Origin of the sequence: Marinomonas sp. BSi20584 (assembly GCF_002792415.1) — a bacterium.
GTDB classification, from domain to species: Bacteria; Pseudomonadota; Gammaproteobacteria; order Pseudomonadales; family Marinomonadaceae; genus Marinomonas; species Marinomonas polaris.
This window is the reverse complement of the sequence record NZ_KZ454881.1, coordinates 61,053-83,611: the sequence shown is the minus strand read 5'-3', so window position 1 is coordinate 83,611 and position 22,559 is coordinate 61,053. Positions and strand designations below refer to the sequence as shown.

General features: G+C 42.5%; 16 protein-coding genes. 12 read left to right on the top strand and 4 right to left on the bottom strand.

Annotated features, from left to right (window positions below):
• Window positions 1–260 precede the first annotated feature (260 nt).
• Entirely contained in the window at window positions 261–1,058 is a 798-nt protein-coding gene (locus tag TY87_RS13285; RefSeq protein WP_012069190.1) for a transglutaminase domain-containing protein, read from the top strand.
• Window positions 1,059–1,114: 56 nt separating this feature from the next.
• On the opposite strand, the gene TY87_RS13280 is transcribed toward TY87_RS13285, so the two are convergent.
• On the bottom strand, window positions 1,115–1,795 hold the full coding sequence (locus TY87_RS13280) for a hypothetical protein (protein ID WP_100187439.1): 681 nt from the start codon (window positions 1,793–1,795) through the stop codon (window positions 1,115–1,117).
• Between the two features lie 186 nt (window positions 1,796–1,981).
• Here TY87_RS13280 and TY87_RS13275 point away from each other — a divergent pair, with 186 nt between their 5' ends.
• The 7 genes from TY87_RS13275 (at window position 1,982) to TY87_RS13245 (ending at window position 9,732) form a co-directional block, all read left to right on the top strand.
• A complete protein-coding gene (locus TY87_RS13275) occupies window positions 1,982–2,869 on the top strand; it encodes a LysR family transcriptional regulator (protein WP_012069188.1) in 888 nt (295 codons plus the stop codon).
• Window positions 2,870–2,990: 121 nt separating this feature from the next.
• The gene (locus TY87_RS13270; protein WP_100187438.1) at window positions 2,991–4,226 is read left to right on the top strand and encodes a CaiB/BaiF CoA transferase family protein; all 1,236 of its coding nucleotides are present in this window, start codon (window positions 2,991–2,993) and stop codon (window positions 4,224–4,226) included.
• A 9-nt stretch (window positions 4,227–4,235) separates the two neighbouring features.
• Window positions 4,236–5,201 (top strand): hydroxymethylglutaryl-CoA lyase, encoded by a 966-nt coding sequence (locus TY87_RS13265; protein ID WP_012069186.1) that lies wholly within the window; start codon window positions 4,236–4,238, stop codon window positions 5,199–5,201.
• A 63-nt stretch (window positions 5,202–5,264) separates the two neighbouring features.
• Entirely contained in the window at window positions 5,265–6,254 is a 990-nt protein-coding gene (locus TY87_RS13260; RefSeq protein WP_012069185.1) for a TRAP transporter substrate-binding protein, read from the top strand.
• Window positions 6,255–6,323: 69 nt separating this feature from the next.
• Entirely contained in the window at window positions 6,324–6,887 is a 564-nt protein-coding gene (locus TY87_RS13255) for a TRAP transporter small permease (protein WP_012069184.1), read from the top strand.
• Complete coding sequence (locus TY87_RS13250) at window positions 6,887–8,158, top strand: TRAP transporter large permease (RefSeq protein WP_012069183.1); 1,272 nt, start codon at window positions 6,887–6,889, stop codon at window positions 8,156–8,158. Before TY87_RS13255 ends, TY87_RS13250 begins: the two co-directional genes overlap by 1 nt.
• Window positions 8,159–8,379: 221 nt before the next feature.
• Window positions 8,380–9,732, top strand: coding sequence for a YdgA family protein (locus TY87_RS13245; protein WP_100187437.1), 1,353 nt, complete (start codon window positions 8,380–8,382; stop codon window positions 9,730–9,732).
• A 99-nt stretch (window positions 9,733–9,831) separates the two neighbouring features.
• Here the strand turns inward: TY87_RS13245 and TY87_RS13240 are convergent, their stop codons facing one another.
• Both TY87_RS13240 and TY87_RS13235 read right to left on the bottom strand, forming a co-directional pair.
• Window positions 9,832–10,545, bottom strand: a complete 714-nt coding sequence (locus TY87_RS13240; RefSeq protein ID WP_100187436.1) for an SPOR domain-containing protein — start codon at window positions 10,543–10,545, stop codon at window positions 9,832–9,834.
• A gap of 68 nt (window positions 10,546–10,613) precedes the next feature.
• Window positions 10,614–11,012, bottom strand: coding sequence for a YqaA family protein (locus tag TY87_RS13235; protein WP_232617137.1), 399 nt, complete (start codon window positions 11,010–11,012; stop codon window positions 10,614–10,616).
• A gap of 234 nt (window positions 11,013–11,246) precedes the next feature.
• Between TY87_RS13235 and TY87_RS13230 the strand changes: the two genes are divergently transcribed.
• The 4 genes from TY87_RS13230 (at window position 11,247) to glgX (ending at window position 20,671) form a co-directional block, all read left to right on the top strand.
• Window positions 11,247–12,863 carry a methyl-accepting chemotaxis protein gene (locus TY87_RS13230; RefSeq protein WP_100187434.1) on the top strand — a complete coding sequence of 539 codons (1,617 nt, stop codon included), beginning with the start codon at window positions 11,247–11,249 and terminating at the stop codon, window positions 12,861–12,863.
• Between the two features lie 358 nt (window positions 12,864–13,221).
• Window positions 13,222–16,347 carry a glycoside hydrolase family 15 protein gene (locus TY87_RS13225; RefSeq protein ID WP_100187433.1) on the top strand — a complete coding sequence of 1,042 codons (3,126 nt, stop codon included), beginning with the start codon at window positions 13,222–13,224 and terminating at the stop codon, window positions 16,345–16,347.
• A 26-nt stretch (window positions 16,348–16,373) separates the two neighbouring features.
• Window positions 16,374–18,569, top strand: a complete 2,196-nt coding sequence (glgB, locus tag TY87_RS13220) for a 1,4-alpha-glucan branching protein GlgB (protein ID WP_100187432.1) — start codon at window positions 16,374–16,376, stop codon at window positions 18,567–18,569.
• A gap of 62 nt (window positions 18,570–18,631) precedes the next feature.
• The gene (glgX, locus tag TY87_RS13215) at window positions 18,632–20,671 is read left to right on the top strand and encodes a glycogen debranching protein GlgX (RefSeq protein WP_100187431.1); all 2,040 of its coding nucleotides are present in this window, start codon (window positions 18,632–18,634) and stop codon (window positions 20,669–20,671) included.
• Here glgX and TY87_RS13210 read toward each other — a convergent pair.
• Window positions 20,668–22,485, bottom strand: coding sequence for an ABC transporter transmembrane domain-containing protein (locus TY87_RS13210; RefSeq protein WP_100187430.1), 1,818 nt, complete (start codon window positions 22,483–22,485; stop codon window positions 20,668–20,670). The genes glgX and TY87_RS13210 overlap by 4 nt on opposite strands.
• Window positions 22,486–22,559: the final 74 nt, after the last annotated feature.

Sequence of the window (22,559 nt, the reverse complement as noted above, 5' to 3'; positions counted from 1 at the left end):
CACCATAGGTAAAGGTATTTAGAGCATAAGCTCTTATCATTGGGTCCCAGGATATTATTCTAAGCAAAGATCAAACGGGAGCTTTTATCATAAGAAGTATTAAAAACAGCAATATCAGCCATGTTTCATCATTAGATGCTTAGACCTGAATAAGTTAAACACACATTCATTTATTTAACGTAGATATAAAGATGTCCTATAGCTGATCATACTTATAGCTGCTACTGTAATGAGTAAACCATCAATTCGGGAGTTGTTTTATGTGGTTAGAAGCATCCAGTACTCTTGAGTTCAACATTGAGACACCGTCACCTTTTGTGCTTATGTTACGACCTCGTAGCGGTATGCAACAATGGATTGCTCGAGAAGAATATGTGTTGTCGCCTAGTGTGCCAGCAGTTGAGTTTACCGATTCCTTTGGAAACTTATGCCAAAGATTAGTCGCTCCTGTCGGACATTTTTCGATTCGTATCTCTGTGGTAATAGAAACCGCCAACGCTTCAGATACTGCACCCGGCGCGCCTTTTGTTGACATCCAGCAACTACCCGACGAAACCTTACCTTTTTTGCACCCTAGTCGTTATTGCGACTCCGATCATTTTACCGAAATGGCGTCATCCATTGTTGCAGGCTTAACTCCAGGCTATGACCAATGCAGTGCTATCGTCGATTATATTCGCAAAAATATTCAGTACACACCAGGTGAAGGCGAACAAAACATAAGTGCATCAGAGCTAAACGGATTAGGACGAGGTGTTTGTCGAGACATGGCACATTTGGGCATTGCTTGCTGTAGAGCGCTTGCCATTCCTGCACGCATGGTGGTCGGTTATCTTGAAGGCTTAGAGCCGATGGATTTACATGCGTGGTTTGAAGCCTACGTTGGCAATCGTTGGTACACATTTGATCCAACGCAAGCGGATTTACAAGGTGGTCGCGTCGCTATCGCTTTTGGGCGAGACGCTGCTGATGTGGCAATCTACACCCAGTTCGGGCCACCGGTAGAGCTGCTCAATCTCGATGTTAAGGTCCAAGAAACGCAAGGACCAACGCGATAAAGCAGCACTTTTTATGAAGCGACACAATTAATGAAGCAACACAATTAATAAAGCTATTAGACTATCTCAAATTGAATAATAGCATTACCCTGATTCATAACTCGGTTCACACCTAAAGACTCAGCGGCTGACACTAATCCATTTAAGGTTCCGGTAATAAAAAAGTAGTCTTTATTGCCGTAGCCTCGTTGAATACATTGAAGTATACCTTTCTTCACCACGTCTTTCTTTGCCTCTACAAGCTGATCCAATCCTGCAGAGTAGGTATAACCTTGATTACCACCTTCAAAAAGTATCTCACCAGCTACTGGCTTTTGAGAGACAAAAACACCGTAGTTGAAATAGAAATCACACGCTGAATGGTTCGTAGGGTGAATAGCCGGACGAATCAGTTCGACAGCTGCAAAAGATGTCAATTCACCAACCAATTCATTAATTGCATCTGTCGTACTTGGTACAGTCAATTGAAAGCACACTTCTAACTCAGTACCGCGAAATGCTTGATGTGGAATGGTGTCGCCAAGATTGGCGAATACTTGGAAGTCAAAAATAGGAGAAAGAATAATCACGCCATCTTTATCGACAATTTTCCAACCGGCGATCGTGGCACCTTTCTCGACAATTTTAGTAATCAGAGCATCCTGCGCGGCGCACACTGCGTCAAAACTATCAGTTAACGATAATGACGCCTCAAGCTGAAATCCTTTTACTATCCGAGAATATTCTTCGAAAACCATTTTGTGACAACCCTTGTAAAAATTAATAGCGGCAAAAATAGCCAAACACCACAAACATTTAATCGTAGGAAAGACGCCGCTATAGTATGAGAAAAAAACGAGATGAGATATGATCTTTGCGCGCTTAACATCATATAAAAGCAAGAATCAGCCACAAAAAGCAATAAAATATGAATGGAATCCTGAATGCGAATTGACCCAACTTCCCTGCGATTGTTCGTCTGCGTCATAGAGCAAGGCTCAATTGCCCGCGCTGCCGAATTGAATTTCATTGCGGCTTCTGCTGTATCAAAACGCATCAAGGAATTAGAGCAATTGCTTCATACCCCATTAATGATGCGCACCAATCGCGGTGTAGTTGCCACTCCTGCTGGTCAAGCTTTGTTACAGATGTCCCGCGGCGTGCTGCATCAGTTAGATGATATTTATAACCAAATGAATGAGTTCTCCCACGGTGTTCGAGGGCAAGTTCGAATGGTAGCCAACATTTCTGCTATCAGCCAATTTCTCCCTAAACAACTGCGCTCTTTTCTGAACCAAAACCCTTTGGTGCAAATTCATTTGGAAGAGAAAATCAGTAGCGAAATCATTCGTGCCGTAGCAGAGAATGCAGCAGATATTGGTATTGTCACCATCGCTTCAAGAGAATACCCAGACCTTTCTATCTATCCTTATAAAACAGACCGTCTTGTGGTCATCACTCCGGTTGGGCACCCTCTTGGACAGTACAAAGAGGTCAAGTTTGTAGACACTTTAGGGCATGACTATGTCGGTTTACATACAGGAAGTGCTATCAATAACCAAATGATTAATGCGTCTACCAATGCCAATTTACCACTAAATATGCGCATTCAAGTCACCAGCTATGAAGCGCTTTGCAGCATGGTGGAATCAGGACTTGGTATAGGTCTTATGCCTATCGACATTGCTCGCCCCTACATAAAAGCTTCACGAATAGAGGCCTTACCATTATTGGACAGCTGGGCACATCGAGAACTTAAGATCTGTGTTCGCAGTTCTGATCAACTGCTCGACGCCGCTCACCATTTATTAACCCATTTACGTACAACTTAATGACTATCAATCTTGCCATATCCTAAAGAGATGGCAGCCTAACATTTAGGCGCTTTGCTCTTGCTCTAGATTAAAAGATGATAATTACAACAATTACAAAAAATAATTAAGGGAAACGAGAATGAGCCAACGCGACTCGTCATCTAACACAAATTCTAAAAATGAAACCGAATTACCTTTAAAGGGCGTACGCGTTTTAGAACTGGGATCTCTCATCGCCGGTCCCTATGCTGGCAGCATTTTTGCTCAATTCGGCGCAGAAGTAATTAAGGTTGAACCTCCCGGAAGCGGTGATCCATTGCGCAAATGGCGCAAAATGTACAAAGACACTTCTCTTTGGTGGTACTCACAAAGCCGCAATAAAAAATCTATTACACTCGATCTTAAATCGGCGGATGCCCAAGCCATCATCCATGACTTGGTAAAAGACGTCGACATAGTCATCGAAAACTTCCGTCCTGGCACCTTAGAAAAATGGAATCTTGGTTGGGAGCAATTATCTGCTATTAAACCAGAACTCATCATGTTACGTGTTTCGGGTTATGGTCAGGATGGGCCTTATTCTTCGCGTCCTGGTTTTGCTGCGATTGCAGAATCCATTGGTGGCTTACGTCACCTTGTTGGTTATCCAGATAGACCTCCGGTTCGAGTGGGTGTCAGCATTGGCGACACACTTGCATCACTTTACGGCGTAATCGGTGCCATGATGGCGATGCATCACTTAAAAGTAAATAAAGGCACTGGGCAGTTTATCGATGTAGCCTTATACGAATCTGTATTCGGTGTGATGGAAAGTTTGATCCCTGAATACGGTATGTTCGGTTTTATACGAGAACGTACTGGCGCCAGTATGCCGGGCATTGCACCATCTGGTTCTTATATGAGCAAAGACGAACGCTACATTGTTATTGCCGCTAACAGCGACAGTATTTTCAAGCGTTTAATGAATGCAATGGAACGACCAGATTTAGCAAACGATCCAGAGTTAGCGCAAAATGACGGTCGAGCTAAACGCTCCGACGAACTAGATGAAGCAATTCAAGCTTGGACATCTCAGCATTCTCTTAAAGATGCGCTTGCTATTTTAGAAGAAGCCGCCGTGCCGTCTAGCGGCATAAACAATGCGGAAGATATTTTTAACGACCCACACTTTCATGCCCGAGAAATGATTGTTGAACATCCGCTTTCTGGTGACGATAAAATATCACTTCCTGGCATAGTGCCAAAATTAAGCCTAACACCTGGCAAAACTCAGTGGCTAGGGCCAAAACTGGGCGAGCACACAGACGAAATTTTAGGCTCAGTTGGAATCGACAAAGACAAGCTTGCCGTGCTACGTGCCAAGGGTGTGATTTAGGAGCCTATTATGTTCATGCAGAATCTACCAACCAAGGTACGAATTAACGAAGTGGCGACTCGCGATGGTTTTCAGAGCGAAGCGCTTTTTATACCAACAGATAAGAAAATCGAGATCATCGACCGCCTATCTTTACTTGGTTTAAATAAAATCGAAGTCACCTCTTTTGTATCGCCAAAGGCAATTCCTAATCTGCGTGATGCTGAAGAAGTCATGAATAGCATTACGCGTAATCCCAAAGTCACTTATGTGACACTGGTTCCCAATGAAAAAGGCGCAGAGCGTGCACTGGCGACCAAGGCGGATGAAGTAAACCTGGTTATGTCGGTGAGTGAATCGCATAACCTTTCGAACATGCGTATGTCATGTGAGCAGTCATTGGCGCAGTTCATACGTATTTGCGAGTTAATGAAAGGCAGTAGCACTCGAATTAATGCTTCATTAGCCACTTCATTTGGCTGCCCTTTTGAAGGCATTATCGCTCCTGAGCGTGTAATCAAAGTCATTCATCAATATATTGATATTGGCATTCAGAGTATTTCGATTGCTGACACAACAGGTATGGCATCACCAAGACAAGTCTATGAGTTATGTTCGCAAGTTCGCGATATTTTTCCAGCGCTCGATGTGACGTTGCATTTACACAACACGCGCGGTATGGGATTAGCGAACGCGCTTGCTGGTTTGTCTGCTGGTATCACTCAACTAGATGCGTCATTAGGTGGCATCGGCGGTTGCCCTTACGCACCAGGAGCCACAGGTAACATCTGTACAGAAGACCTAGTTCACATGCTAGAATCCATCGGTTTAGATACGGGTGTAGATTTGACTACTTTATTAGTCATGGCTCGCGAGCTACCAGAATTACTAGAACACGATATATCAGGACAAGTTGCCAAGGCAGGCTTACGAACTGAAACAAGACCTTTATCACAAAGTGTCATTGATCTTAAAGCTCGTATTGAAAAGCACTAAAATAAAAAACTAGCAGTAATAAAACTATAAAAATAATGATTAATAAGAAAACAGGACTTTACCATGAATTATAAAACCCTTCTAAAAACTGGCTTATTAACGTCTACTTTGATGGCTTCTTTGCCAACATTAGCAGAAACAACGTTAGGGATTTCGCTGCAATTACCTCTTAAACATCATCTTGGTCAAAACCTTGTCGACTTCAAAAAAGAAGTAGAAGAAAAAAGCCATGGTGATATTAAGATCAAAATTTATCCTTCTGCACAACTGTTTAAAGACAGCGAAGTGCACCAAGCAGTGAGTTCTGGCGCCATTGAGATGGGTGTGATGAGTCTTTCTCAGCTTGCAGGAACTATTCCAGCAGTAGATGTTTTTTATGTGCCTTTCATGTTTCCTTCTCAAGACAAGGTAGAAGCTGCAACTCGCCCTGATAGCCAAGTTCGCAAATTACTGGATGAAGCCATTCTAAAAACCGGTACGCGTCCATTATGGTGGCAAGCTTATGGTGGCGTAGCGTTACTTTCTAAGAAAAAACCAATTGAACTACCAGAAGATATGAAAGGCATGAAAGTTCGTGTTTTTGGTAAAACATTAGGTGAATTTGTTAACGCAGTAGGCGGCGCACCAACATCACTATCTGGCTCTGAACAATTCCTAGCCTACCAACGAGGTACAGTAGATGCAGGCATGACAGGCGTATCTGCGGTTGGCCCACGTAAGCTTTACCAAGTAATGGATTACCTTACTCTAACGAATCATGCTGACATTGAGTTCTTAACTGTTATCAATGAAAAAGTATGGGAATCTTTATCTGCTGATAATCAAAAAATTCTGTCTGATGCAGCTCGTAAAGTTGAAGTTGAGCTAAGAGATAAAATCAAAAAAATCGAGAGCGATGCTATCGTAGATGCTGAAAAACACATGAAGGTGATTCATCTTACTGATGACGACATCATCGCTTGGCGTAAAGCGACCACCTCTGTTAAAGAATCTTTCTTAGATAATTCTGGTCCACTCGGTTTTAAAGTCATTCAAGCTGCCGAAAACCTTTAAGCTTATAAAAATATATCGCGGATGAGCCCTTCATCCGCGATATTTCGTTGTTTTTTGGAGTATTGGCTTATGTCCAACCATGAAGAAAAAAAGCAGGACTTGTCAGCTTGGCGAGCAGAACACCCCGCTCTTTGGGTTCGTATAAACTACCGAGTAATTCGATTATGCGGCCAGCTATCTGCAGCACTGTTTGTTTTCATCGCTGCAATTATCACTTATGAAGTCGTTGCCCGTTATATATTTACTGCACCTACTATCTGGTCAGAAGACATATCATTGCTTTGTCAGATTTGGGCAACCTGTTTAGGCGCCAGTTGGGTATTGCAAAACAAAGCACTGATTCGCATCGATTTTCTAACCAATATGCTGGGTGAAAAAGCGAAAAAACTGTCTGACTTCGTCGCGCTATTATCGATCATCTTCTTCGCGGGATTTATTACCTTTTATGGTTATCAACTATTAAAAGAATCCATTGAAATGGGCTCTGCATCAGCAAGTATGCTGGGGCTACCACTTTGGACAACAAAATCAGCCATCCCTATTGGATTTGGGTTACTAACATTACAAGCCGTCATGGAAATATTTTTGATGTTCGCGGGTGATTATCAAGAACACGAAGAGGTTTCACTATAATGACGATTATCCTGTTACTGGTTATCATGGTCTTAGCGTTGTTAATCGGCGTACCTGTTGCTTTTGCCTTAGGTGGGTTAGGTTTAGGGATGCTGTTATTAGCTGGCTTCTCACCAATGATGGCGCCGCTAGCGCTTTACTCTTCCTTCGACAGCTTTATTTTATTATCTGTTCCACTGTTTCTATTGATGTCGAATATCTTGCTGCAAGGTGGCATAGGCAAAGACTTATTTAGAGCCGTACAATCTTGGGTCGGTCATTGGCCTGGCGGTCTTGGCATTGCCACAATCGCTTCTTGTACTATATTTTCGGCTATTTCTGGATCATCTGTCGCTACAGCGGCAACCATAGGAAACGTAGCTATCAAAGAAATGACTGACCGAGGCTATAACAAACCATTCGTATACGGTTTAATCGCCGCGGGCGGTACCTTAGGTATCCTGATTCCGCCTTCTATTCCAATGATCGTATATGGCGTTATTACCGAAGAATCCATTGTCGATTTATTTTTAGCGGGTATCGTGCCCGGTTTATTAATGGCAGGTAGCTTCATTGTTTACTGTTTTTTTTACGCACGCTTCAGCAAAGATTACACGCCAAGTGAAAAGGCTACTAGCGCTGAACGCAAAAGTGCCAGCTTACGAGCAATACCAACGCTGTTACTAGCTAGCATCATCATTGGCGGTATTTATACTGGTGTATTCACGCCAACTGAATCTGCAGGTGTCGGTGTTGCGGTTTCTCTGATTATTGTCATCATGATGGGAACCTTTAGCCTTGAGAAATTCAAAGCCGCAGCTATGAGCACAATGAAAAATACGGTGACGATTTTTCTTATCATTGCTGGCGCGAAAGTCTTTGGTAAAGCCATTACTCTGTACCAAATTCCTCAAGATATTTCGATGTTAGTAAGTGAGAATATATCTGAAGTAGGTTTGTTCATAGCGGCAGTGTGTTTTGTCTTGCTAATTATGGGCTTCTTTCTTGAGTCTGTATCTATGCTATTGATCATGATGCCAGTACTTTACCCATCGCTTGGCATGTTAGGTATCGACCCAATTTGGTTCGCTATCATCTTTGTGATCATGATTGAGTGCGCATTGATTACACCGCCCGTTGGGTTAAATCTCTTCGTCATTCAATCGGTGTCTGGAGGGAAATCCTCGGAAGTCATTCAGGGCGTTTGGCCTTTTATACTTATCATGCTTGGCTGTTTGCTAGCTGTATATTTTTTCCCAGCTATCGCTCTTTATATTCCCTTTCAGTTATAAGTTAACTTAAATCACTATCCAGCTTTCACAGTATCGCTGGATAGTGAATTTTATATAAGAACTTAATGTTTCTGAGCATTAATCCTTTTAAAAAACAAAACACTTCAAACACTCCAACTTTTCTTTAAGTTTCTTCACAAACATCCGTCTTCATTTTGTTTCATAAGAATTAGTCTGTATCATACGCGCACCTTAACCCATCCTATGAAAAGGAACTTCCAGTGAAGAAAATACTTTCCGTGCTCGTTTTCACGCTTGTTGCTGCTTGCTTAGTAGCACCTAAATTTATCGCTCCTAAGCATCAAGAAAAAGTCGCGGAACTGATCTCAAATATTAATAAAGCTCCAGGCTATACAGCGAATATTGTGTCTACAGATTTAGCGTGGTTCGGCTCTGAAAATAAAGTGCTTGTAACTTTTGATACCACACAAATCGATCCAACAATTCAAGAAGGAGTTCTTGAAGCCGAACTCATTATTGATACGCATTACGGCCCTATACTGTTTGCAAGCCAAGGCTTATTTGGTTTGTACGATACTAAAATTAGTTATACAGGTGACAAACAACGTAACTTCATAGACTGGAATGAAGACCTGCCTTTATATGAGCTTTCTGTGCTTGGCGGCTTTACAGGTAACTTCAAAGTAGCCGATAGTATTCCTGCCTTTAGTAACCCAGCTAATACATTTCAATTTAGTGGTTACGCAGGCCAAGGTGAAATGACAGATCAAGGATTCATCTACCAAGGCACCTTAGATCAAATTGATATAGTTGACGGTTATACTCCAGTTAAAGCAGAAGGATTCACACTGTCTATTGAGTTGAACGCAAACTTAGCCACCATCATGCAAGGTGGATTTTATGACAGCACAACAGACTTCAACCTTGAAAAGCTTAATATAGGTGCTGATACTGAACTTTCAGGTCTAAATATTGAAATGGGTTCTAGCTTAGATAAGGAAACGCAACTAGGTAGTATTGAAATTGGTTATCTTATTAAAGATGCCATGTTTGGAGAGTTTAAAGCGAGTGATCTTTCTTTAGTCACTGAGCTGACCAAGCTGAGCAATAAATTCTTTATTGATTACAAAAACTTTTCTGACAACCTGCTAGCTCAAACCCATTCGTCAGATGCTGTTTACGAAGTAATATTGGCTTTTATGCAAGATAATATTGGTGAGTTACTTGCAGCGAAACCAGAATTCAACATCACTGATTTCAGTGGAACTTTCCCTGAAGGTAGCTTCAATGCAACGCTAACGAGCAAGCTTGCCGATATTGGCACACCAACTATTGAGGAGCTTTCTATTCCTGAGTTTTGGTTGTACAACGCGATTGTTACAGCCAACCTTGAAGCAGATGAACCCTTGGTACGCAGCCTAGCAGAGCAATTCATTGCCAGTAAAATGCGCGCACCATTGAATGCACCAGAAGTAAAACAACAGGCATTAATGATCATCGATAGTTTTGTACAACAAGGTTTGATTAAATTAGAAGATGATAAATATAAAAGCGAAATCACCATCGAAGATGGTCAAGGCAAAATCTATGATTCTGCATTTCCTTTGATGTAGGTTACTTATTTAAACTTATCCTAGCTCCAAACTAAAAAGGCGCGTCTTATATTCTGGTTTACAGAAATAAAACGCGCCTTTTTTATTTCACTAAAAAATTTAGTTGCTAGCGAAAGGCTCACCATTATATTGCGTAACTAGGCAATCTTTGCCCTTTTCTTTTAACATTTTACAAAAGTCTGAACTAAATGTTTTATTCACAAATGGCCCTACTTTAAGCTGATACATAGTACGACCATTGACTTCTTTTTGATTCACTAATGGCTCTAAACCGTTAAAAACTGTTGGATAGGACTTCTGCAGTACTCTCCAACCACGAACAGCTTCATCACGATTACCATAAGAAGCCACTTGCACACCGTATTCGTCTCCAGTCACTGTCGTTTGTTTTGTTGCCATCACCGGCGCAACGACAACAGGAGGAGCCGCTCTATCCATCTCGAAGTTTTCTTCTGGATCGATAGTCATTGGATCAGCATTACCTTGACTGTCTATAGGTGCCTGCATAACAGCAGGAGCAACATTTACAGCCGCCATAGTTGCACTAGTCGACATACCATTACCAGCCATGTTATTTGACATTGCTGCAGATTTGGTTGGCAGAGCCTTACCTTGCTTTAATGCTGCGACTTCAGCTTCTAGCTCGTCAATTCTATCCAATTTCGATTGTACGTTTTGCCATTGTTCATCATGAGTACGAACTTTATCTTGCAAATCGCCATAGGTCATAAAGGTGTTTTTATCGTCCAGAGATGAGCAAGCACCTAATGATAATCCTGCCATCACTACGATCAGTTTTTTGGACATTCCCATTATTCTATTCTCCATGTACATCATTAGAACTTCGCGCTTACTATCATGGACTTTTTTATCCGTACCTCTTACAGAGTCAATAGTAAGTGCTGTCCCCACAAAATTAAGGCATAACGAGCCGCTTTGCCAATCAAAACCAAAGGTAAAAAATACCAAATAGGTGTACGCAACATTCCCGATACTAAAGCAATCCCGTCGCCAACAACAGGCAGCCAAGTAAATAATAAGCTCCAAATACCATACTTATTAAAAAAACGTTCTGCTTTTTGTCGAGTGGGCGCCTTCATCGGAAACCATTTTTTGTGCTCGAAACGAATCAAATATAGCCCTAAGAACCAGTTTGTTACCCCCCCTAATGTATTCCCCAAACTTGCCCAAATCCATAGATAAAATACCGACAAGGTTGCGTCATTTGCATAATAAAGCAACAAACCTTCTGAGCCCAAGGGCAAAATAGTAGCTGACAAAAAAGAAACTAAAAAAATAAATAAATAACTTAACACTATCTCTCTATACCTACGTTCATCGAGTAATTAAATATCTAAATACAAAAACAATGACCCATCTCAATTTTACCCACTAGGCAATATATAGAAAAACAACTACTCTAGGAATCATGGCCATTTTTTATCTCAAAGCAGCCATTTCAATAGCTCCATTTATTGGCGTCAAATACGCAAAACCAACCTAACGGAGGCGACATGCTGGATCGCATTAATGACATAAAAATTCGTTACAAGTTATGGGCTATTATTGGACTAATGTCCATGGGAACCACGGCACTTATTCTCGTATCTCTTTCTTCATTGTTTAACAGCCATGTAGACGCCAGAAAAGATAGAACCCAAGACATATTAGATATCGTAAACACCACACTATCTCCTATCTATAAAAAACAAATATCTGGTGAATTAACAGCAGAACAAGCAAAGCAACAAGCTATTACACTGTTATCTGAATTCAGTTATGGCGATCAACAAAGCCTATGGATTATCAACAAAAACAGCCGTACTTTACTTAGCGCTCCAGCAAACTATAAAAGTAGCACTTCGCCTTCATCCCTAACTGACGAACTAAACAGGTCACAACCATCGACGTCTAAAAAGAATTATCAAACTATAGAATTTGAGTATCAAGGTAACGATGGCGCAGCTCATCGAATGATTGCCAGCGCATCTACGTTCACACCTTGGAACATTACCATTATTGCTACCGCGTCTATGGATGCCGTGTTCAGCTTTTTCTTAAAAGCTTTAATAGATTACGCCATTGTCGTTGGTCTATTAACTGTACTGGTCGGCGGAACCGCTTTGTACATTATTCACTTGGTTACTAGCCGTGTGACTTCTCTATGCAAGACAATGACGTCGGTACAACATTCGGGTGACCTTACTCAACGTGTTGAATTTACTGGCCAAGACGAAATGGGGGAAATGGCGCGTGCGTTCAACAGCATGATGAACGATTTCCAATCCATCGTGCGCAATGTCAGCCATTCCAGCGAAACCTTAGACAGTATCGTTGGTCAAACGAATAATTCGACAACCAAAACAGCGCAAGGCGTCGCCAGACAATTATCCAATACAGGTAAAGCGACAGAGCTGATGCAAAGCGTAATGACGTCAGTTGAGGATACCCTTGCCATTGCTGAACAAGCCAACAACACAACACAAGAACTTGGCCAGCATTCCAAACAAGGTCTTGGTGTTATGAATAAAGCTAACCAAGATATTCAGCAACTATCGGTTGAAGTAGGCGATGCAGCTAAACAAATTCAACAATTACGAGAAGACGTTACTCATATTAATGACAGGCTAGGCATCATTGCTGAAGTAGCAGACCAGACAAACCTACTAGCACTGAACGCAGCGATTGAAGCTGCTCGTGCTGGTGAACAGGGTCGCGGCTTTGCAGTTGTTGCTGACGAAGTGCGTCAACTTGCCCGGCGTTCACAACTCGCAGCAACTGAAATCGGAGGTTTGATTGATCAACTAACTCAGCAAACACTCAATACTGTAGAAGTCATGGAGTCTGCCAGAAACACGGCTAACCAAGGAGCAGAGCAAACATCTCAGGCTGGGCAAGCGTTTACTCAGATTGCCAATGGCGTGCTCTCTATTTCCAAACTGAACAGCAGCATTAGTAAAGCCGCAGATCGTCAATTTGAGTCATCACAAACAGTGAATCAAACCCTAGAAAATATTGCGAACATTTGTGAAGAAACCAACCACAACTCCACGGATATTCAAACATCGGTAAACAACCTACAAGATTGTGCCAGCCAATTGCGTCAATTGGTTCATCAGTTCAGTACTTAACTATTAACTGTTAGCGTTTTATACCTCTTTTTATATAAATATAAAAAGAGGTCATGCACTTAAAAAACCATGACCTCTTTCACCTTTCTAAGATCTTGTCCTTGCGTCATAAAACATTCAATAACGCACCTTAAACTGCACTTAAGCAATATTTTCTGCTCAAAAATTGTGCATAAATGCCTGACTTAATTGAAATCACGACATTTTTAAAAATTAAGTAAAAAAGAAGCTTCTTTAGTACTTTAACTTCTTGGTGAGTCACATTATGTTTGGGTATAGTGGTTTTAGACTTAATTAGTACTATAGTACGAACTAAGCTTTAGGCCTTTAAACAACAGAGTTTCATAAAGGATCGAACATGGCGTCTGATACGCAAGATAAGCTAGATTCTCTTTATCAACACATCCAAGCGGTTATCTTATCCCGCCAGCACCCAGTAACAGGGCTTTTTCCTGCTAGCACCAGCATTAACAATCACGGTAACTACACCGATGCTTGGGTACGAGACAATGTTTACAGTATTCAAGCCGTATGGGCCTTACATCTAGCCTATAAGCGCGCTTCCAACCCTCAAAAGCGTGCCAATGAACTTGAATTCGCCTGTATAAAAATGATGCGCGGCTTATTATTTGCCATGATGCGTCAATCCCATAAAGTAGAAGCCTTCAAGCACAGCCTAGACCCTAAAGACGCGCTACACGCTAAATACGATACTAAAACGGGTTTAGAAGCCGTCGCTGATGACGCTTGGGGACATTTACAAATTGATGCCACCAGCTTTTATTTATTGATGTTGGCACAAATGACCAAAGCTGGCAGCAAGCTGATCTTTTCTCGTGACGAATTCAACTTCATCCAAAACCTTATTTATTATATTTCGCGTACTTATCGCACCCCAGATTACGGCATTTGGGAGCGTGGCAATAAAGTAAATAATGGCAAAGCCGAAATAAACGCCAGCTCCGTTGGTATGGCAAAGGCCGCCATGGAAGCTATGGACGGATTGAATTTATTTGGTGAAGAGGGTCCCGAGTGGGCAGTAGTACATTCCTTTGCTGATGCCGTCGCTCGCGCGGGTTCTGTATTGCAATCGCTACTACCTAAGGAATCTCGCTCCAAAGAAGTGGATAGCGCTATTCTCAGTATCATTGGCTTTCCAGCCTTTGCGGTAAACGATGAAAAATTAACTCGCCGGACACGCAAAGAAATCATTAGCAAGTTGGGCGGCGAATACGGCTGTAAACGCTTTTTATTAGACGGTCACCAATCTGAGCTAGAAGATCAAAGCCGAATCTATTACGAATACGATGAGTTGATTAATTTCGAACATATTGAGTCCGAATGGCCGCTGTTTTTCACTTATCTTTATATCGATCGTTTATTTGCCCGAGATTGGGAAAGCGCTAACTTCTACCGTCATAAACTCGAATCGTTAATGGTCGAAAAAGACGGTCAGATGCTGCTGCCAGAACTTTATTATGTGCCGCAAGAAAATATTTTAGCGGAGAAAGAAAAGCCTGGATCTCAAAAACGTGTTCCCAATGACAACCTACCTTTGGTTTGGGCACAAAGTTTATTTTTAGTCGGTAAAATGCTCGATGAAGAGCTGATCACCACTGATGATCTCGATCCTCTTGGTTTACATCGAGTCCAGCACCGACCAAACAAAGTCACCACATCCATGGTTATCTTGGCACAAAATGACAAGGTCAAACAAAAGCTACTAAACGCTGGATGTCTTTGCCAAACACTTGAAGACATTGCGCCACTAAAAGCCATTAGTGCCGATCAATTGGTTGAAACCTACCGTCATCTTGGTGCTTCCGAGACACTGGGCCTTACTGGTCGCCCTAATCGTGCGTTGAATAGCTTGGCAACCTCTCAGGCATTTAGTATCAATGACGAAAGTTATTTGTGTTTGTCTTGGATTCAAAATGAAGACAAAGACTATCGAAAAATTGATCCTAGCCTATTCCAAGCACACATTCGTAACGAATTAAAAACCATCGCCAATCATTGGTATTATCAAGCCAATGCTGTTTTCAGCATTCTCATAGATGAAGCAATGAGTGAGATGAAAGGCAGCGATGAACTGTTTGAATTTATTCGCTTACTGCAAAAACGTGAGCACGAAGAATTCCGTGTAATTCCTCAATCTGCTAAGAATGCCTTTAAATCAGGAAATCGTCGCGCCATTATAATTAGCTCACTTGACCATAAACAGTTAGAAACCAAACTACCGGTTCACAATACCCTTTGGCCTTTAGCTGACAAGCCAAAAGCCTACGATACTGCTAGCCTTAAAGCAGCCGAAACCGATGCTCTGCTTGCTCGCCTAGTAGATCAACCTAGCTTAGACGAAGCGGTAGATTGCTTAATGGAGCTTGGTGGTCGTCGCGCATTAATGAGTACCATACCAGGCTCAACACCTGCAATTACAGCTTATAAAGTATTGAATAGTGTCTACCTTCAAGCGCTATTATCAGAAAATTGGCGCCCTGCACGAATACTGTATTCTTTGATCTTGAAACCATCAACGGATCTTGCAACCTACATTGCCGACATTACCGTTCGTCAGCGCTTGTTGGTGATAGGTGAAACGCCGGAAACGGAAGTCGATATCAGTTCACCACTGCATCAAGATGCCATTTTAGACATGCTGAGAAGTGTCTCGTCATCGCCGATTGGTCTAGTTATTTGCCATGAGTTAATTGCTATCGCGGGTACGCTAATTAAAGTACACCCTGAGTTTTTCTCAGGTGTTCGTACTATTCGTATTCACAATTTGGCCATGCTTTGCGCTCGACAATTTGATCCAGAAGACGATGCACCAGTTTTTGACACATTATCTAAGGTCTCCCCTAGTGAGCTTTACGAAGCACTCACTCAAGTGTTACAACAGAAGCACGATGAATACGCACATGTGGCAAATAATATGCGTTATCACAACAGTACCGATGCACAAAGTAAGATGAAAGATGTTGACTGGTTTGACTGGCGTTCTGAGCAAGGTATGATCACTAAGCTCCCAGAATCTATGTTATTGCAACTCTGGGGAAGCTTAAGTCATGCAAATACCATTGTGTTTGGTGATTCTCAGAGTAATACCGCGCTGGATTGCAAACGTGCGCTAAGTTCAATGACACCAGGTGAAGACACCTTTGCCCTGCTGATTGAAACCTTAACATCAGATATTCATCCAAGCTGGTATAAGAGCCTTATTTTTGAAGGTTTGTATGCCTTCATACAGTTTTGCCAGCAACATAAAAACTGCAAGTTTGATCAAGAAATCAACTTGCCTGTGCTAGTTTCCCAAGCCGCTTTGGATCACGCCAAGCAACATCAAGCAGAACACCCGGAAGAAAGCTGGGCAGAAGCCGCATTGGATGAATTTGCACAAATAACACCAAATAAAGTAAACCAATATTTGCGTTGGGCAGTGAGCAAACTTCACAGTCATCAGCACCAACACTCATCGAGTTAACACACTCACTCTTGCTGGAGAAGTGAATGGATTTAATAAAAAATGCCCTAATTAACGATGTGCTGAATGCTCATTGTTCAGACCCATTTGGCTGTTTAGGACTACAAACATCACCTTCTAAAAAAGGTTTGTCGCTACTTGTTTGGCAACCGGAAGCGATCTCTATTCGTGTATTAGCCATAGAATCAGACAAAGTGCTCGCCACAATGAGCGAGACCAATGATAAAGGCCTGTTTCACGCCGAATGGCCAAAAGAAAACACGCGCTTTCATTATCGTCTTGAAATTACTTATAAAGACAAAAGCACTTATACGCTGGTCGACCCATACCAGTTCCCTAATACGACCTTTGTCGACCCAGAGCACCATCAAGCAAATCAATACAAAAGCCAAGGTGCAATTCGTGCTGGTGCCAAGGTAAACGATAAACTCACCATTCAAGGCACACGCTTTGCGGTTTATGCGCCAGCAGCACGCTCTGTGTCTGTGGTTGGCGACTTTAATGCTTGGGATGGTCGCATTCACCCAATGTCGAGCAATGGCGATGGCATTTGGCGATTGTTTATTCCTGACGTTAATCACGGTGCCCGTTATAAGTTCGAGATTCGCGCGAAATCCGGCGAGATTCTTCCTCATCGCAGCGACCCATATGCACAGCGTATTGAACAATATCCATCCTTTGCCAGCGTAACCTGTTTTGACAATAAGCACGCATGGCAAGACGACGCTTGGGTTAAACGCTCTATCGAAGACATCTATGAAAGACCCATGAGCATTTATGAATTGCACATAGGTTCATGGCGTCGCAAAGGTGACAATCAACCGTTGACGTATCTTGAGATCAAAGATCAGCTGGTTCCTTATATTCAAGAAATGGGCTACACACACGTCGAATTATTGCCGATTACTGAATACCCATTCGATGGATCTTGGGGCTATCAGCCTGTCGGTTTATATGCTGTAACATCTCGATTTGGTACACCAGAAGATTTCAAAGCCCTTGTCGATGCGCTTCATCAAGCCAACATCGGCGTGATCATGGATTGGGTTCCTGCGCATTTTCCAGCCGACAGCCACGGTTTGGCGAACTTCGATGGTTCCAAACAGTACGAATACCCAGACCCTAAAAAAGGCTGGCATCCAGAATGGAATTCGTTGATCTATGATTTTGGTAAAGAGCATGTAGTGAATTACCTAATCAGTAATGCCGTTTATTGGTTAGAAGAATTCCACATCGATGGTTTGCGCGTTGATGCCGTGGCCTCAATGTTGTACTTGGATTATTCCCGTGAAGACGGCGAATGGATTCCCAACAAAGACGGCGGCAATCATAACTACGAAGCCATTGATTTTTTACGCCGTTTAAACGAAACCGTGTATTTGAATCATCCGCGCTGCTTTACAGTAGCGGAAGAATCTACCGCCTTTCCAGGTGTGTCTAAGCCAACTTATATGAATGGTTTGGGCTTTGGTTTCAAATGGAATATGGGCTGGATGAACGACTCGCTAGCTTACATTAAAAAAGATCCAATTTATCGCCAGCATCATCAAGGCGAACTTAGCTTCAGTATGGTTTACGCCTTTGACGAGCAGTTTGTTTTACCGATTTCTCACGATGAAGTAGTACATGGCAAAGGCTCGATGATCACTAAAATGCCCGGAGATGCTTGGCAGAAATTCGCTAATTTACGCGCATTTTCGGCTTACATGTATTTCCATCCTGGCAAGAAGCTCAACTTCATGGGTAACGAGTTTGCGCAAGGTCAAGAATGGAGCCATGAACGCTCTTTGGATTGGCACTTGTTAGACACCGATTTCCATAAAGCTCAGCAAACACTGTCAAAAGACCTAAATCATCTTTATCAAAACGAAGCGAGTTTGCAATTTGATCATTCCCATCAAGGCTTTGAATGGATCAGCTACGATGACAGCGCCAACAGTATTTTGGCCTTTGCACGTAAAGCCAAAGACAGTGATGAGCATGCGGTCGCTGTGATTAACTTTACGCCAGCACCTCATGCAAACTACCGCATTGGTGTGCCTAAGGCAGGTCGCTACCAAGTCATTATAGATACGGATGAAACAAGCTATACCGGCAGTGGCTTCGCTAAAAGTAAAGAATACGATACACAGACTATTATCAGCCATGGCCGTGATCAAAGTATTGAACTGCAAGTACCACCACTTGCTGGCGTTTTATTAAAATGGTTAGGCGAGTCTTAATCGCTAGCATTAACAGCATTTAGTAATAACAACAGCAACATAAATAGCATCTAGAGGTATTAATGAACCAAGCACACCAGATTTCCGATGGCTCCTCTTTTCCTCTAGGCGCCACAGTGACTGAAAACGGTGTTAATTTCGCCGTTGTCGCTGAAGACGCTATTCAGCTGTATTTGTGTTTATTTGATCAAGAAGATAATGAACAAGAACCCCTGCCATTTATTAATAAAAATAAGGGCATTTGGTACATGGAAGTACTTGGTTTAAAAGAAGGTCAGCATTATGGCCTTAGAGCCAAAGGCGAATTCAAACCAGAACTCCAGTTGCTCTACAATGAGCGAAAACTGCTTATTGACCCTTATGCAAAAGAGTTAAGTGCCAAACTGGTTTGGCACGAAGACCAAGCAGCGATAACAAAAGAAGGTCAATCGCATCCTACAGACTCAGCGTATTGCGTTCCTAAATCTATTGTCCGTACCGTTGAAGTAAAATCAGATCGACCTGCAAGAGCCAAAATCACACCGTCTAGTCGTGCCTTGTATGAATTACATGTCAAAGGTTTTAGCAAAAACCTGCCAATCGAGAGCGAGCTTCAAGGCACTTACCTTGGTGTCATTTCTTCCGCAGGCATCGAGCATTTAAAAAGTCTTAACATTACTACGATTCAATTAATGCCTTGCTTTAGCTTTATGACAGAACGTCATTTACAGCAATTGGAGCTCAACAATTACTGGGGATACAACCCGATTAGCTTTTTTGCCGTCGAGCCTTCATACGCCATAAAAGACGCGATTGTTGAGTTCCAACAAATGATTGATGGATTGCGCCAAGCAGGTTTTGAGGTGATTTTAGACGTGGTGTATAACCACACAGCTGAAAGTGAATTAGATCAATCCAGCGTGTGTTATCGCGGCTTAGACAATGCGCGTTACTATCGCCATCAAGATGGTCAATATTTGAATTACACAGGTTGTGGTAACTGCGTTGATACCTACAATCCCACCAGCATTCGTCTTATCTGCGACAGTATGCGTTATTGGGTTGACGTGATGGGCGTCGATGGTTTCCGCTTTGATTTAGGTGTGGATCTTGGTCGCACAAATCACGATTTCACGCCACAAGCGCCTTTATTACAAGCCATTCTTCAAGATCCTGTTTTAAGCGAAACTTGCCTTGTCATGGAGCCTTGGGACATTGGTCCAAACGGTTATCAAGTTGGGCAGTTTCCTAAAGGGTTTCTCGAATGCAACGACCAATATCGCGACACCATTCGTCGTTTCTGGCGTGGTGATGATGGCTTAGTGCCAGAATTTGCCACACGTCTTATGGGATCAAGAGACTACTTCCATAAAGGCAAAAAAAGCGCGCTAAACTCGGTTAACTACATCACTTACCACGATGGCTATACAATGAAGGATTTAGTGTCTTATCATCATCGTCATAATCTTGCCAATATGGAAGAAAACCGTGATGGTCATGGTGAAAATATCAGTCAAAACTTTGGTGCAGAAGGCGAAACAGACGACAAAGATATTCAAGCACAGCGCTTGAATCAGCAGCTTTGTTTTATGGCAACGCTGCTATTAAGCCAAGGCACACCACATATTTTAGGTGGTGACGAACTGTCCCATAGCCAACAAGGTAACAACAATGCCTATTGCCAAGATAACGTCATTGCGTGGCAAACTTGGCAAAACCTAGACACCGAAACAAGCCATGCGAGAAAGACAATCCAAGATACCATCTCAACGCTTATGGCATTGCGTAAAACCTACCCTATCTTGGCAGAAATTCATTTAGAAGATGATCCGCTTTATCAACATACGTCGTCAGATAAAATCCATTGGCTCAACGAACAAAGCGAAGCAATGACGATAGAAGACTGGGCTGATGACAGCCGACACTTCATTGCGCTAACACTAACACCAGCCGACCATTCCAGCAGTTTTTGGATAGTATTCTATAGTGACGATGCGCCACTTAGTATTCCGTTACCTACAGAAAACGACAACATAGAAACGCTTTACCAAACTCCTGGATTATCCATTACAGACAACACACTCCATTGCGCTTATCGTGGAGTATTTGTTGGTAAATTTTAATCAGATTGAGCGTCATCATGTTGATTAAACTGTAAGTCGGCTAATCGTTTATACAAGGCACAGGTTTCGAGTAATTCGACATGCGTTCCTTGGGCGATTATTTCCCCTTGATCCATCACAACAATTCGATCTGCGTTCAATACCGTTGCCAAACGATGGGCAATCACCAAGGTGGTTCGACCCTTCATCAAAGGTTCAAGCACGGCTTGAACCTTGTTTTCGCTTTCTGCATCTAAAGCACTTGTTGCTTCGTCTAATAACAAAATCGGTGCGTCTTTTAATATCGCCCGAGCAATCGCTACACGCTGTCTTTGACCACCTGACAAACGTACGCCGTCTTCTCCTAGACGAGTTTCATAGCCTTTATCCAAACGAGCAATAAACTCATGGGCATTCGCCTGCGAAGCAGCATACTGAATAGACTCCTTGCTGGCATTGCGATTGGCGTAACCCAAGTTATCGTAAACTGTTTGATCGAAGAGAACCGTTTCCTGTGGAACCAAAGCAAAGTGCTGGCGCAGATCGTCTAAGAAATACTCTTTAATATTCTCACCAGCCAAATAAACACCGCCTTGCTGAGGATCATAAAAACGCAGCAACAATTCAAACAAGGTAGATTTACCGGCTCCTGATGGCCCAACTAAAGCCAGCATTTCACCCTGCTTGATAGAAAAAGAAAGATTCTTCAACGCGGCATAATCAGGTCTTGTTGGATAACGGAACTCGACATTATCAAACTTGATGACCTCTTCGCCTTGACGAATTTCAGCCATACGCTGAGAAGGAAATTCGGTAGAACCACTTACCACAACGCTTTTTGCACTAAGCAATTCCATAATGCGCTCCGCTGCTCCCGCAGCGCGCTGCAACTCGCCCATTACTTCAGAAATGGCACCAACCGCGCCAGCGACAATAATGGAATAAAACAAGAAGCTTGCTAGATCACCAGCACTGATAGCCCCTGAGATGACGTCTTTACCACCAAACCACAACATCACCCCAATGCCACTCATCGATAACAAAATGACCATCAGAGTTAGCCAAGAGCGCTGCTGAATACGTTTCACACTTACATTGAAGGCGCGATCAACCGTTGCTGAAAAACGTTGCGCATCATGCTTTTCGTGGGTAAAGGCTTGTACCACTTTTATGTGACGCAATGCTTGTGATAAATAGCGGCCCACATTAGCTACTTCATCTTGGCTATCACGAGATAGTCGTCGCACTCGTCGGCCAAAATACACTACGGGAACAATCACAAAAGGTACGCAGGTCAGCAAAATAAGCGTTAATTTAAAATGCATCACCAGCAAGAATAAAATCCCACCAATCAACATCAAACTGCTGCGTAAGGCAATCGACAAAGAAGAGCCAATCACACTTTGTAAAAGCGTGGTATCAGAGGTAATACGGGATTGAATTTCACTAGGAGAATTATCTTCAAAGAAGGAAGGCGACAAAGTGAGCAAATGCGCAAACACGGCTTGACGAATGTCGGCCACCACTCGCTCACCTATCCACGACACCAAGTAAAAGCGACAAAAACTGCCAATACCCAATAAAAATACCAAAGCGATGAAAATCATCAAGGCATGAGTCAAGCCAGCCTCTGAACCAGATGCTAGACCTTGATCAATAAGCAACTGCACGCCTTTGCCTAAGCTCAGCATGGTTCCAGCGGTGACCACTAAGGCGATCAAAGCCAACACTATATGACGTCGATATGGACGCAAAAAAGGCAAGAATGTTTTTATTCCACTATCAACTCTTTCCCTATCAACAATTGCATTCTCAACATTTTCCGGTTTGCTCATCAGTCATAACCACCATAAAGTAATAACGACCGTCACTATAGCGTATCTGTGTCTACACAACTGGGTAAATACCA

Bases quoted from the DNA above. Each gene is read 5' to 3' on its own strand.
- TY87_RS13285 (WP_012069190.1), top strand. From the start codon at position 261: ATGTGGTTAGAAGCATCCAGTACTCTTGAGTTCAACATTGAGACACCG.
- TY87_RS13280 (WP_100187439.1), bottom strand. From the start codon at position 1,795: ATGGTTTTCGAAGAATATTCTCGGATAGTAAAAGGATTTCAGCTTGAG.
- TY87_RS13275 (WP_012069188.1), top strand. From the start codon at position 1,982: ATGCGAATTGACCCAACTTCCCTGCGATTGTTCGTCTGCGTCATAGAG.
- TY87_RS13270 (WP_100187438.1), top strand. From the start codon at position 2,991: ATGAGCCAACGCGACTCGTCATCTAACACAAATTCTAAAAATGAAACC.
- TY87_RS13265 (WP_012069186.1), top strand. From the start codon at position 4,236: ATGTTCATGCAGAATCTACCAACCAAGGTACGAATTAACGAAGTGGCG.
- TY87_RS13260 (WP_012069185.1), top strand. From the start codon at position 5,265: ATGAATTATAAAACCCTTCTAAAAACTGGCTTATTAACGTCTACTTTG.
- TY87_RS13255 (WP_012069184.1), top strand. From the start codon at position 6,324: ATGTCCAACCATGAAGAAAAAAAGCAGGACTTGTCAGCTTGGCGAGCA.
- TY87_RS13250 (WP_012069183.1), top strand. From the start codon at position 6,887: ATGACGATTATCCTGTTACTGGTTATCATGGTCTTAGCGTTGTTAATC.
- TY87_RS13240 (WP_100187436.1), bottom strand. From the start codon at position 10,545: ATGGGAATGTCCAAAAAACTGATCGTAGTGATGGCAGGATTATCATTA.
- TY87_RS13230 (WP_100187434.1), top strand. From the start codon at position 11,247: ATGCTGGATCGCATTAATGACATAAAAATTCGTTACAAGTTATGGGCT.
- TY87_RS13225 (WP_100187433.1), top strand. From the start codon at position 13,222: ATGGCGTCTGATACGCAAGATAAGCTAGATTCTCTTTATCAACACATC.
- glgB (WP_100187432.1), top strand. From the start codon at position 16,374: ATGGATTTAATAAAAAATGCCCTAATTAACGATGTGCTGAATGCTCAT.
- glgX (WP_100187431.1), top strand. From the start codon at position 18,632: ATGAACCAAGCACACCAGATTTCCGATGGCTCCTCTTTTCCTCTAGGC.
- TY87_RS13210 (WP_100187430.1), bottom strand. From the start codon at position 22,485: ATGAGCAAACCGGAAAATGTTGAGAATGCAATTGTTGATAGGGAAAGA.